General features: G+C 36.6%; 16 protein-coding genes. 13 read left to right on the top strand and 3 right to left on the bottom strand.

Features of this window, described 5'->3' with window-relative positions; all coding sequences use genetic code 11:
• The first annotated feature begins 37 nt into the window (after positions 1–37).
• From H0173_RS12060 to H0173_RS12075, 4 genes are all read left to right on the top strand, one after another.
• Positions 38–3,703 carry a dynamin family protein gene (locus tag H0173_RS12060; protein WP_221846766.1) on the top strand — a complete coding sequence of 1,222 codons (3,666 nt, stop codon included), beginning with the start codon at positions 38–40 and terminating at the stop codon, positions 3,701–3,703.
• A 9-nt stretch (positions 3,704–3,712) separates the two neighbouring features.
• Positions 3,713–3,904 (top strand): hypothetical protein, encoded by a 192-nt coding sequence (locus H0173_RS12065; protein ID WP_221846767.1) that lies wholly within the window; start codon positions 3,713–3,715, stop codon positions 3,902–3,904.
• On the top strand, positions 3,901–4,737 hold the full coding sequence (locus H0173_RS12070; RefSeq protein WP_221846768.1) for a sulfurtransferase: 837 nt from the start codon (positions 3,901–3,903) through the stop codon (positions 4,735–4,737). Before H0173_RS12065 ends, H0173_RS12070 begins: the two co-directional genes overlap by 4 nt.
• Before the next feature lie 143 nt (positions 4,738–4,880).
• A complete protein-coding gene (locus H0173_RS12075; protein ID WP_221846769.1) occupies positions 4,881–5,771 on the top strand; it encodes a 5'-3' exonuclease in 891 nt (296 codons plus the stop codon).
• A gap of 33 nt (positions 5,772–5,804) precedes the next feature.
• On the opposite strand, the gene sspL is transcribed toward H0173_RS12075, so the two are convergent.
• Entirely contained in the window at positions 5,805–5,939 is a 135-nt protein-coding gene (sspL, locus tag H0173_RS12080) for a small, acid-soluble spore protein L (protein WP_221846770.1), read from the bottom strand.
• Between the two features lie 97 nt (positions 5,940–6,036).
• Here sspL and H0173_RS12085 point away from each other — a divergent pair, with 97 nt between their 5' ends.
• Positions 6,037–6,501 (top strand): divergent PAP2 family protein, encoded by a 465-nt coding sequence (locus H0173_RS12085; protein WP_221846771.1) that lies wholly within the window; start codon positions 6,037–6,039, stop codon positions 6,499–6,501.
• Positions 6,502–6,567: 66 nt separating this feature from the next.
• Positions 6,568–6,837, top strand: coding sequence for a DUF6123 family protein (locus H0173_RS12090; RefSeq protein WP_221846772.1), 270 nt, complete (start codon positions 6,568–6,570; stop codon positions 6,835–6,837).
• A gap of 56 nt (positions 6,838–6,893) precedes the next feature.
• Here the strand turns inward: H0173_RS12090 and H0173_RS12095 are convergent, their stop codons facing one another.
• The gene (locus H0173_RS12095) at positions 6,894–7,283 is read right to left on the bottom strand and encodes a reverse transcriptase-like protein (RefSeq protein ID WP_221846773.1); all 390 of its coding nucleotides are present in this window, start codon (positions 7,281–7,283) and stop codon (positions 6,894–6,896) included.
• 103 nt (positions 7,284–7,386) lie between these two features.
• On the opposite strand from H0173_RS12095, the gene H0173_RS12100 reads away from it, so the two are divergent.
• Positions 7,387–8,043 (top strand): reverse transcriptase-like protein, encoded by a 657-nt coding sequence (locus H0173_RS12100; protein ID WP_221846774.1) that lies wholly within the window; start codon positions 7,387–7,389, stop codon positions 8,041–8,043.
• A 25-nt stretch (positions 8,044–8,068) separates the two neighbouring features.
• Complete coding sequence (locus H0173_RS12105; protein WP_221846775.1) at positions 8,069–8,257, top strand: zinc-finger domain-containing protein; 189 nt, start codon at positions 8,069–8,071, stop codon at positions 8,255–8,257.
• A 40-nt stretch (positions 8,258–8,297) separates the two neighbouring features.
• Here H0173_RS12105 and cspD read toward each other — a convergent pair whose 3' ends face one another.
• A complete protein-coding gene (gene cspD, locus H0173_RS12110) occupies positions 8,298–8,498 on the bottom strand; it encodes a cold-shock protein CspD (protein ID WP_009791749.1) in 201 nt (66 codons plus the stop codon).
• Positions 8,499–8,832: 334 nt separating this feature from the next.
• Here cspD and H0173_RS12115 point away from each other — a divergent pair, with 334 nt between their 5' ends.
• The 5 genes from H0173_RS12115 to H0173_RS12135 all read left to right on the top strand — a co-directional run bounded on the left by H0173_RS12115 (position 8,833) and on the right by H0173_RS12135 (position 12,823).
• A complete protein-coding gene (locus H0173_RS12115) occupies positions 8,833–9,117 on the top strand; it encodes a hypothetical protein (RefSeq protein WP_221846776.1) in 285 nt (94 codons plus the stop codon).
• Between the two features lie 196 nt (positions 9,118–9,313).
• A complete protein-coding gene (locus H0173_RS12120; RefSeq protein ID WP_221846777.1) occupies positions 9,314–10,243 on the top strand; it encodes a metal ABC transporter solute-binding protein, Zn/Mn family in 930 nt (309 codons plus the stop codon).
• A gap of 9 nt (positions 10,244–10,252) precedes the next feature.
• Entirely contained in the window at positions 10,253–11,002 is a 750-nt protein-coding gene (locus tag H0173_RS12125; protein WP_221846778.1) for a metal ABC transporter ATP-binding protein, read from the top strand.
• Positions 11,003–11,012: 10 nt separating this feature from the next.
• Positions 11,013–11,948, top strand: coding sequence for a metal ABC transporter permease (locus H0173_RS12130; protein ID WP_260631151.1), 936 nt, complete (start codon positions 11,013–11,015; stop codon positions 11,946–11,948).
• Positions 11,945–12,823: a metal ABC transporter permease gene (locus tag H0173_RS12135; RefSeq protein ID WP_221846779.1), complete on the top strand. Its 879-nt coding sequence runs from the start codon at positions 11,945–11,947 to the stop codon at positions 12,821–12,823. Before H0173_RS12130 ends, H0173_RS12135 begins: the two co-directional genes overlap by 4 nt.
• Positions 12,824–12,862: the final 39 nt, after the last annotated feature.

A 12,862-nucleotide genomic window follows, 5' to 3' on the forward strand; every position in this document is an offset into this window, starting at 1 on the left:
TAGAAGACAAAATGATTAAACAAGGAGATACGCATTCATGGCTCAAACGGTACTTCACCTAGATACTGTTGATTTAACAAAAAGAATTACTGCTTTATATGAATATTTTAATGAAAATCAGGATGCTCAAACAGCGGAAAGAGCGAAAGAACTTGCTTTAAAGCTTGATAAACAAGAGTATTCTATAGCATTTTGCGGACACTTTTCAGCTGGGAAATCCAGTATGATAAACAAAATTATTGGAGAAAATCTGCTGCCTTCAAGTCCAATCCCAACTAGCGCCAATTTAGTAAAAATTAAATCCGGCGAGGATTATGCAAAGGTGATCTTTAAAGAAGGTAATCCAAGACTGTATCCGGCACCATATGATTATAATAGGGTGAAATCGTATGCGAAGGATGGTGACCAAATTCATTCAATTGAAATAAGCTATTCTGATACAAGCTTACCGAGAAATGCGGTCATAATGGATACACCTGGGATTGATTCAACTGATGACGCACACAGAATTGCTACAGAGTCAGCTTTACACTTAGCGGACATCGTGTTTTATGTAATGGATTATAATCATGTTCAATCGGAATTAAACTTCTTATTTACAAAGGAGCTTGCAGAAGCAGGTAAGCAGGTTTATTTAATTATTAATATGATTGATAAACATCGAGAAGAAGAGCTAACCTTTGAGCAGTTTAAACAAAGCGTCAAGGATTCCTTTGCTTCTTGGGGTGTAGTACCAGAAAGAATATTCTTCACAACACTTAAAGATGAAACTCATAAAGAGAATGAATTCCAAGCTTTGCAGGAATTTATCAATGATAAAATTGCAAATCGTGAGACACTGCTGCCTATGTCAGTGTTTCATTCACTAAAAAAGCTTGCAAGTGAACATTCAATTTATTTAGAAGAAAAGAATTGGACTGAAATTGAAAAGCATGAAAAAAAATTAGAAGAACTTCCTGAAGAAGAAAGAGAATCCGTACATGAGAAAGTTCAGGAGCTGGAAGAAAAGCTTGAAGAGATACGATCACATTTAAGAAAAGCAGAAATTGATTTTAATAAGAAAGTTGACGAAATTTTAGATAATGCCTACTTAATGCCTTTCCAAACGCGTGAGCTTGCAGAAAGGTATATTGAATCATGTCAACCGAATTTTAAGGTAGGGCTCTTTTTCTCTCGCCAAAAAACAGAGCAGGAAAGGATGAATCGGTTAGAAAGTTTTTACAAGGATTTATCCGAAAAGGTTAATGCACAAATTGACTGGCATATTAAAGAGCTTTTAAATAAAGAATTAAAAGCTAATGAGCTTCATGATACTGATTTATTAGCAATGTCACAAAATTTTTATGTCGTTTTTCAGAAAGAACTTCTAGCAAGTATAGTGAAGGAAGGCGCGATGCTTTCAGGTGACTATGTACTTCAATATACAAATGATGTTGCTGATGCTATTAAAAAATTAGCCAAGAAGCATTTACTCGAATTTAAAGAGCTATTCATGAAAGCATTGTCACTAAAGAACGAAAAACATCAAAGCAAGATAGAAAGTGAGTGGCAGCAATATAAGCAATATTACGAAGAAATCCAAATGCTAATAGCGTTAAAAGAAAGCCTCCGTTCATCAAAGATAAAAATGGGAGAGCTATTGGAAGGTAAATTCCCGCAACAAGTTTATGAGGATAAGGTAAAGATATTATTATCAGTTCCGCCCGAGGAAGTAGAGATTGTCCAGGATTCAATAGAAGATGTAAAAGAAACAAAAGCAGAAGGTAAATTATTTAATGAAGCGGAAAATAATGTGGTTGAACTTGCTGTAAACAAAATAGAGGAAAAGACAGTGGACACTTTAGTTGAAAAATTACTTTTCACTGCGAAATCTGTTCAAAATGTCCCTGGATTTAAGAAAATGGCATCAGAGCTGATGCAAAAAGCAGAAAGACTTCAGGATAAGCAATTTACAGTAGCTCTATTTGGAGCATTTAGTGCAGGAAAATCTTCCTTTGCAAATGCGTTAATTGGCCATAAGCTTCTGCCGGTTTCACCAAATCCAACGACAGCAGCAATTAACAAAATCATGCCTGTAAATGAGCTAAATGGCCATGGAACAGTGCTAGTAAAGGTTAAAGCTTCTGATATTTTATTCGATGATGTCAACCGTTCATTGAAAGTCTTTAATCAAGTAGCAGCTGACTACGATGACGCAATTGTTAAAATCAAAAAGGTTATTTCAAGCACAACAGAGTTTGATCCGAATGAAAAGACACATTTCGCATTCTTAAATGCTTTCCTAAAAGGGTTTGACTCTTTCCGAGAAATACTTGGAACTATTGTTAAAACCGATTTAGAACAGTTTAGAGACTATGTCGCTATTGAAGAGAAATCCTGTTTTGTTGAAATGATTGAAGTATATTATGATTGTGAGCTTACACAAAAGGGAATTACACTCGTCGATACACCTGGAGCAGATTCCATTAATGCGCGTCACACAGGGGTAGCCTTTGATTATATTAAAAACTCAGATGCTATTCTGTTTGTTACGTATTATAACCATGCTTTCTCGAAAGCAGATCGTGAATTCCTTATTCAATTAGGACGTGTTAAGGACTCCTTTGAGCTTGATAAAATGTTCTTTGTTGTTAATGCGATTGATCTTGCGAATAGCGAAGAGGAAAAGGATTCAGTATTAGAATATGTTAGTGAACAGCTTGTCCAATATGGAATTCGCCGTCCAAATCTCTTCGGACTTTCAAGTCTGCAGGCAATAGTTGAAAAGCTTGAAAATCAAAAAGCAAAACAATCAAATATTGATCGATTTGAGGAAAGTTTTTATTCATTTATTTCAAATGAACTGATGGAAATCTCCATTACAGCTGCTGAAATGGCATGGAAGCGTGTATTAGATCAGCTTCGGACATTTATTAAGTCATCACATGAAAATAAGGAAATAAAGGTTCAAAGACGAACTCAGCTAGAACAAGAACTAAACACGATTCTTGATCTATTTAAAAATCAGGATTTAGCCATTTTTTCACAGAGGTTAGAACAAGAAGCAGATGAGCTTGTTTTCTATATAAAGCAAAGAGTATTTTTACGCTACAATGATTTTATTAAAGAAGCGTTTAATCCAGCTGTATTAAAAGATGACGGACGTAATTTAAAGAAAGCCCTTCAAGCAGCACTGGAAGATTTCCTGCAAAGCTTTGGCTTTGACTTCGCACAAGAATTAAGGGCGACTACCTTAAGATTAGAGACTTATATAGGAAAGCTATGTAATCAGGCTCAGGAAATGCTTTCTCAAAAGGCAGCGGAAATAAATAATGAATTGAGCTTCAGCTCCTATGAATCTAGAAATATGGCAGGAATAGATTTTGAAACAGCCTTTATCAATGAAGATCGAGCACAGTTTTCAAAAGCTCTTGCTTATTTCAAGAATCCTAAATCATTTTTTGAAAAGAATGAAAGAAAATATCTTAGTGATGAGTTAGAGCGCTTAATCCAAATGCCTACAGATAACTACTTGCAATCAGAAGGAAATAAACTAAAAAGTCATTATCATGCAGTATTAAATGAAGAATACTCACATTTGCTTATGATCTTAACGGAGCAAACGAATGAATACTATGATGGACTTCTAGCAGTTTTAAGAGATGACTTCCCGATCGAGGAGCTTGAGAGAACTGAAAAAGAAATCACTAATTTCTCTAATTAAGGAGTTCTAATGGAGAGTAAATCCTTTCATGCGTGTGCAACCTGCATTCATTTTCAGGCAGAAAAGATGGAAAGAGGAATCAAATATCACTGCAAGCGTCTAGGCTATGAAACAAAACCAAATTACCAATTTCAGTGCTGGACACCAAAAGAACATGTGAAAAAGCTGATGAAGAAAAGAATGGGGGAGTTAGAGGAATGAGCTTTGTTGTTGAAAAGGAATGGCTGAAAAGCCGTTTAGACATTGAAAATATTAGAATTGCTGATTGCCGCTTTAATCTTGGTTTATCAGAAGAAGGCTCGAATTTGTATGCAAAGGATCATATACCGGGAGCTGTTTATTTTCATCTTGGCAAAGATCTTTCTGGCCCTGTTTCAGCACATGGGGGCAGGCATCCCCTACCCGATATAGACGTATTTAAGCAAACCCTGCAAAATGCTGGAATTAGTAATGAAACAACTGTTATTGCATATGACGGTGGTGAGGGTTCGTATGAAGCACGACTTTGGTGGCTAATGAAATATGCCGGTCATGAAAATGTATATGTCTTAAATGGCGGTTACAAAGCGTGGTCTGAAGCTGGATATCCAATCGACAATTCCGTTCCTGAGTATGCAAAAACTGAATTTGAAATTACATTAAATAATGATATTTTTGCCTCCTATGATGAGGTGAAAAAGGCGGTTGAAGATAAATCTCAAGAAACCATTATTATTGATTCCCGAGAAAGAAAACGTTATTTAGGGGAAGTGGAGCCAATTGATAAAAAAGCGGGCCATATTCCAGGAGCAATCAATAAAGTTTGGTTAGAAGGCTATGAAAATGGTTCCTTCAAGTCAAATCATGAGCAATCAGAGAGGTTTTCCGATATTGCTCCGAACAAGCAAATTATTGTATACTGCGGATCTGGCGTAACAGCCACACCTAATTTCATGGCACTGAAAGCCGCTGGATATCCGAATGTAAAGCTATATGCGGGGAGCTTTAGTGATTGGATTTCTTATGACGACAATGAAATTGAAACAGGTGAATAAATTCACTGAGAAATAGCTCTCTTTTTGGAAGAGCTATTTCTTTTTTTCTGTCGTAATCTTGCATCATGCAAAAGTTAACAGACTCTATCAAGCTTTTCCCATGTTATAATAGATAGCATGAATAATGAATAGGAGAGAAGACATTGTTAAATGATAATAAGCCTTCATTACTGCTGGTAGATGGTATGGCCCTATTATTTAGAGCATTTTATGCTACAGCGGTTCATGGACAATTCATGGTCAACTCAAAAGGAATTCCAACTAACGGAGTCTATGGATTTGTAAAGCACTTTTTAACCGCCGTCTCCAATTTTAACCCTTCGCATGTGGCAGTATGCTGGGATATGGGAAGTAAAACGTTTAGAACAGAGATGTATGATGGCTATAAATCTAATCGTCCGGAAGCGCCTGTTGAACTTATTCCTCAATTTGATCTCGTAAAGGAAGTAGTAGAAGCCTTCGATGTTCCGAATATTGGATTACAGGGCTTTGAAGCGGATGACTGTATCGGGACTATTGCCAGTAATGTAAAGGAAGAGGCATTTGTCAATATTCTTACAGGTGATCAAGATATTCTTCAATTATTGGATGAACAAATTTCAGTTATCCTGCTGCAAAAAGGGTACGGGAACTATTTAGTCCATACGAAGGATACTTTCTTTGAACAAAAAGGAATACATCCAAGGCAAATGATTGATTTAAAAGCTTTCATGGGAGACACTAGTGATAATTATCCTGGAGTAAAAGGAATTGGTGAAAAAACAGCCTTGAAGCTTCTTCAGCAATTTGGCCATATTGAAGGAGTACTCGCTAACCTTGATCAGTTGTCAAAGGCACAAAGAACAAAAATAGAGCAAGATCTTGACATGCTTCATCTTAGCAGAGAGCTTGCTGAAATAAAATGCGATGTCCCGGTAGAATGCCGTTTAGACAATGCGATGTTCCGTTTTAATCGTGATAAAGTAAGTAATAAATTTGATGAAGTTGAATTTAGGGGTTTGCACCGTTTACTAGATTTAAAAGAGTATGCTTGATCTTTGGCTGTCCTAAAATGGACAGCCATTCATTTATTTTGTATTTTTCTTTTTTGCTGCGTTTTCTAGCTTACTTTTTGGTTCCTCAGTGAAATCAGCATCTTGGCCATAGCCTTGCGGATTGACTCCTGAAGCAGCCTTTCCCCTGTTTCGTTGACTTTTGGTCAATTTAATTGCACCTCCATTACTTCGATTCTTACCTAGTATTTCCGAAAAGAATAATTACACTCACCTTTCTTCACACTAGAACTAGAGGTGAGTTGAAATGAATAAAGGTGTATATATTGCGTTGTTTAGTATTGGCCTGGCACAAGGATTAAAAATTCCAATTCATTACTTTAGGAAAAAGGAGTTTCGGCCAGAGCTATTTTTTCAAACAGGCGGCATGCCTAGTTCTCATTCAGCGGGGGTTTCATCCTTAACTACTTTTATTGCTTTAAAAAGAGGAATACCTACGGTTGATTTTGCGCTTTCTCTCATATACGGGCTAATTGTCATGTATGATGCTCAAGGGATTAGGAGACAAACAGGAGAGTTAACATTAAAGGTGAATAGTATGAATGAATTGATTGAAAAAATTCATAAAGAGGAATCTCTTGAATTTGAACAAGAGAAAGCGCCAAAGAAGCTAAGGGAAATGCTCGGTCATCAGCCAGCAGAAGTTATTGGGGGCGCAATGCTTGGAGTTCTAACAGGTACAATTGGCTATTTATTTTCAAAAAAAAGATAGATAATTGTCGAAAATTAAGGTAAAATTTAGGGAGTTTGGGACAAAGGGGAAAGGGATGACATGTTCTTGAAGACAGTGGAAGATTATATAAAATTTTTACAAAGTAAAGGCTTTCAATTTCAAGAGGATGCTGTTGGATTTATTTACTTCGGAAAACAATATACAAATGCTTCAGATGAACTTACAAACACGGCAATTGAATTAACATTAAAAGCTCAGAAATCATTTGATGGCAGCTTTTATGTCTCCTTGCTGGAAATGCTAGTATCAAATAAGATAAAAACCCGCCTAGAAGCAATGCAGTTTGTAAAAGAGAAAGAGATCATTGCCATTTAAATAATTTGTATAAGGACGAACTAAATTTCTAATTCGTCCTTTTTATAATTTTCTTTCTAACTATTCTTACGAATGGCCGCCCTTGCTAATTCATCTGCTGTCTTGTTTTCTGAGCTAGGCACCCACTTCATGAAAAATAAATCCAGTTGCTTGCTTAGTTGTAAAGCTTGCTCTAATAATGGTGCATATACTTTATTTTTTGCAAATTCTTTTTCGATTGCACGATTAACTGCTTGAGAATCAGTTCGGAATGACACAACACGGTAGTCTTTTTCAATACAAACCTCAAGAGCTTTTATAAGCGCGCGGTATTCTGCCTCATGGTTTTCCATCATACCTAATGGAATTGAATATCTCTCCACATTTCCATTTGCTTTAATAAAAATTCCGGCACCGCTAGGGCCAGGATTGCCCGCACTTGCTCCATCAATATATACTTCAATCAATATCCTTCCTCCAAAACGAAATGAGATTTTTATTCCATCACACATCAGGGTAAGATAAAATTAGTGTACCAAGAAAGTGAAAGTTAAGGAAGGCTGAAAAAAGATGAAATATAAATTGGAATGGACATATAAATTAAAAGGGCATGATGGTGTTACCTTTCAATCAGATTGGTTAGAAGGAGAAATAGCTCTGGGAGTCGGGGAAGATATTGAGAAGAGCGGGAAAGGAAAAGAACTAATTTACCATGATGAAATGGGAACAACATGGACTACAAAAGAAATGCGAAAGCTCCTTGCTGAGATTGAAGAGGAACCATCAGATTTGACCGTTTATTTTGATGGGGGATTTAATAAAGCTGCATACCAGGCTGGTTTAGGTGCTGTTATTTACTATAAGCAAGGGAAGAAAAGATATCGTATACGTGCCAATGAACAGTTTGATGAAATTGATAATAATAATGAAGCGGAGTATGCAGCGATATATTTTGCATTAAATCTTCTGGAAGAGATGGGCGTTCATCATATGGTTTGTGAGTTTAAAGGAGACTCTCAAGGAGTTTTAATGCAGTTAAAAGGTGATTGGCCTTGTTATGAAGAGAATCTAAATCGCTGGCTCGATCGGATTGAAGAAAAAATTCAAAAGCTTTCTATTGAAGCAAGGTTTACACCTATTCCGAGAACAGAGAATAAAGAAGCGGATAAGCTTGCAACTCAAGCTCTAGAAGGAAAAATTATTAATAGTAAAATGCAAGTCCTCTAGGTATTGACGAAAGGTGGGTATAGAGGTGAATAGAAAGCAGCTGTATGATGAGGTAGAGGAATTGTTGAACACCTATTGTCAAGGGTGCTTATTGCATAAGCTTCATAAAGATGAGAAGGGACGCACATATGCCCACAAATTCTGCATAACAGATTGCACAGTCGGAGAAAAAATCAAGTTAATTGGTAGTAAGTTAACACAAAATAATGAATAAAGGCTGGCAAAATGCTTTGCCAGCCTGACTATTTATAAAATTATAGTTTTACAACGTTTGCAGCTTGAGGTCCGCGGTTTCCTTCAACGATTTCAAAAGAAACTTCTTGGCCTTCTTCTAAAGATTTGAAGCCGTCGCCTTGGATAGCAGTGAAGTGAACGAATACATCGTCTCCGCCTTCAACTTCGATAAAACCGAAACCTTTTTCATTGTTGAACCATTTTACTTTACCGTTTTGCATGTTAACATTTCCTCCTAAGCCTTTCAAGACACAGATAGTGTCCAAGATAAATATTACCATCCAACAAAATACAAAGCAGATATTTTTAGAAATAACGGAAATATATTCTGTTAAATGATGATTTTAATATACACGAATGTGCTGATTCAGTCAAGGAATTTAGGGATAATTTCACAAAAACTATCGAAAATTTTAAATTTTTCTAAAATCACTAAATATTCTTTATATCTAATTGGTTTTGAAATTTATTCTTGTATTTAATCCCATAAATCATCTTTTTATCATTTCATCATATTTATTATTATTACGTTATTTATTATAAGAGGGTGAGACAATGTACCGATTTTCGATAGATAAGGATGATTGGATATTAAGATTCTCTCCCCATATCCAAATGGAGTTAAGTATTAAACAAATTATTGTTAGTTCGATCATTCAATTAGGAAAAGAACTGCCTTCCTTTACGCACGGAGAGTCATTTATCATATTCAATGACCAAATTGGAATCATTGTGTTTAATGTAGAAAAAATTCCATCGTTAATTTTAACTGTTTCCAATATTGTTAGTAAAGACCGATGGTATGTACAAAAGAACTTAACGATAAGACCATATAAGTAACAAGTGTAAATCGGCGCACGCCGATTTTTTTATTTTCAGAAAAGTAATTGACAAAAGTTTAGTTACGGTTAAAATGTTGCATAAGGGAAACTTTTATAAATGGATGAAAAACAAATGAGGTAGTAAAAAAGTTTGCACTATTAGTAAGAAATGTGCATACACTCATAAAAGGAAAAAATATTAGAGGAGAGGTATTATGAAGAAATTATTCGTATCAATTTTGGCTGCTTTCACGGTATTCATTTTAGGAGCATGTTCAGATAATACAACTCAAAGTGAAAATACCAGTGATAAGCTCGTAGTCACGACAACAATCGGTCAAATAGCAGATGCTGTAAAAAATATCGGAGGGGATAAGGTAGAGGTGCTTAGCTTGATGGGAGCTGGTACAGATCCTCACCTATATAAAGCAACACAAGGAGATATTGCAAAATTGCAAAAAGCAGATGTAATTTTTTATAATGGCCTCCACCTTGAGGGGAAAATGCTCGATGTACTAGAAAAAATGAATAAGGAAAAGCCGACCTATGCGATTGGAGAATCGATTAAGAATAATGATTTGCGATCAAAAGCAGATGACAAAACGGCAATTGATCCACATATCTGGTTTGATATTGATATTTGGTCTACGGCTTTAAAGGAAGTTGAAACTGGCTTAATACAAGCAGACCCGAATAATAAAGATTACTACAAAAAAAATGCAAATGAATATTTTAATAAACTAAAAGAGTTAAATGATTATGCAACCGAAGAAATGAGTAAGATTCCTGTTGAGCAAAGAGTCCTTGTGACAGCTCATGATGCGTTTGGATATTTTGGGGCGGCATATGGGATGGAAGTTGAAGGTCTTCAAGGCTTAAGTACAGACTCGGAGTACGGACTTGGCGATGTTCAAAAAATAGTCGATTTATTGGTTACTAGAAATATTAAGGCCGTTTTTATTGAATCTAGTATTTCTGAACGCTCTATAAATGCTGTTATCGAAGGTGCAAAGAAAAAAGGGCATGACGTAAAAATTGGCGGAGAGCTTTTCTCTGACGCGATGGGTGAGGAAGGCACTGAGGAAGGTACCTATATTGGAATGTATAAACATAATGTAAATACGATTGTAAATTCATTGAAGTAGGTGAGAATAGTGAATCCGGTTAAAGTCGAAAACTTAACGGTTGCATATCAAAAGAAACCGGTTTTATCAGATGTTCGTTTTGAGGTGCCTGAAGGAAAGCTAATTGGAATAATTGGGCCTAATGGAGCAGGAAAATCCACTTTAATTAAAGCAATTTTAGGACTAATTCCGAAAGCAACCGGTGATGTGAAAATATACGGGAAGTCCTACAGTCCAAAAGACAAGATTGTAGGCTATGTTCCGCAACGTGGATCTGTTGACTGGGACTTTCCTACAAATGCACTTGATGTTGTTTTAATGGGCCGATATGGCCATATTGGCTGGTTTAAAAGGCCAAGTAAGAAAGATGTTGAATATGCAAGGGAATGTCTTCGAAAGGTTGGTATGGAGGCATTCGAGGACAGACAAATCAGTCAACTATCCGGCGGTCAGCAGCAAAGAGTTTTTCTAGCAAGAGCTCTTGCACAGGATGCTAAAGTATATTTCATGGATGAACCGTTTGTTGGGGTAGACGCAGCTACGGAAAGAGCCATTATAGAATTATTGAATGAGTTAAAAAGCCAAGGGAAAACGGTGCTGGTTGTTCACCATGATTTACAGACTGTGAGAGACTATTTTGATTATGTGATTCTATTAAATGTTAGGACCGTAGCTGCAGGACCAACAGATGAAACCTTTACGATAGATAACCTTCATAAAACTTATGGCGGGAAGCTTGCTTTTTTGGAGAAAGACAAATTGGCAGTGGAAAAGAAATGAGGGAAATCATATGATTGATAGTTTTAAACTTATGATGATGGATGCAAATACACAATGGGTTATACTTGGAACAATGCTTTTAGGCATAGCAAGCGGCGTTTTAGGGAGCATTGCCTTATTGAGAAAACAAAGCCTAATAGGAGATGCAGTTGCACATGCTGCATTACCTGGCATTTGTATTGCTTTTTTAATCATTGGAGAAAAATCGCTTATTGCACTATTAATAGGAGCGACGATAACAGGCCTTCTTGCAGCATATTGTATCCAATTTATTACGTCCAGTTCAATATTAAAAGAGGATGCCGCCATTTGTTTAGTTCTATCCGTGTTTTTTGGGTTTGGCATCGTCCTGTTAACGAAAATAGCGCAATCTCCAACCGGAAATAAAAGCGGGCTAAATGATTTTATTTTTGGGAAGGCAGCATCACTTGTTGGAAGTGACGTGAAGCTAATGGCGGGTACTGCAGTTGTCTTAATTTTAGCAACGGCACTGCTCTTTAAAGAATTAAAGGTACTCACATTTGATCCTGAATTTGCGAAAGGATTAGGGCTCCCATCCGGCTTTCTTAATTTACTGTTTCTGACACTGCTTGTGGCAGTAGTTGTTGTCGGTATTCAGGCTGTAGGAGTAATTTTGATGGCGGCTTTATTAATAACACCATCCATTGCAGCTCGTTATTGGACTGAATCACTTGGAAAAATGGTTATGATTTCAGGTGTTTTCGGAGCCGTCTCTGGAATGACAGGTACATTGATCAGTACTTTAAGAGAAGGATTAGCTACAGGACCATTTATTGTTGTCACTGCTACCGCATTGTTTTTAGTTTCAATGTTATTTGCTCCACAAAGAGGTTTGGTTACTAAATGGGTAAAAAGAACATTGCGAGATAAACAAATTAGGGAGCAGCAGATCCTACAGCAGCAAAAAGGAAGTGGGGTCTCATGACTTATGAAGGGTGGATTTTGCTAGTGGCTTCCTTGGCTGGGATTTCCTGTGGGATAACCGGTTGTTTTCTAATTTTGCGTAAACTGGCTATGCTTGCAGATGCAATTAGCCATACTGTTTTGCTTGGGATTGTTCTTGCATTTATTATTAGCCAGAGTATGAACGGGCTTTATATGTTAATTGGAGCTGCGATAGTTGGTTTATTAACCGCATTCCTTGTGCAGACCTTTCATAGTTCAGGCATTCAGGAAGATGCTTCTATAGGTGTCGTATTCACATTTCTATTCGCAGTCGGGGTCATATTAATAACTCTTTTTGCAGGAGATGTCCATTTAGATGTTGATCATGCGTTAATGGGTGAGATTACATTTGTCCCATGGGATCTAGTCAAATGGGGGCCATTGCCAGAACTGCCGAAAGCATTTTTAATGTTATCAATTGTCCTTGTTATTGATGTTGTTTTGATCCTATTATTTTATAAGGAATTTAAAATTACATCGTTCGACTCAAGCATGGCAGCAGCAATAGGCATCCCGGTCATGATTATCCATTATCTTCTAATGGGTATGGTTTCGATCACAACGGTTGCCTCTTTTGATAGTGTAGGTGCTATATTAGTTGTAGCTATGCTCATTGCACCTGGAGCATCTGCCTATTTATTAACGGATCGATTAAGTATTATGCTTATCTTAAGTGCAATATTGGGGGTAACAGCTGCGGTAATTGGGTATTATGGCGCAAGCTGGCTGGACGTATCTATATCCGGGAGTATGGCAACGATGAACGGCATTATTTTTGCTCTCGTCTTTGTTTTTTCTCCAACCAAAGGACTTATTTCAAAAAAAATCCACTACAAAAGTCTAAATTCGAACTGATTCAAAGCTCTTCTATTCAAGAAGGGCTTTTTGTTTTAA

Origin of the sequence: Bacillus sp. S/N-304-OC-R1 (genome assembly GCF_019749375.1) — a bacterium.
GTDB lineage: Bacteria > Bacillota > Bacilli > Bacillales > Cytobacillaceae > Cytobacillus.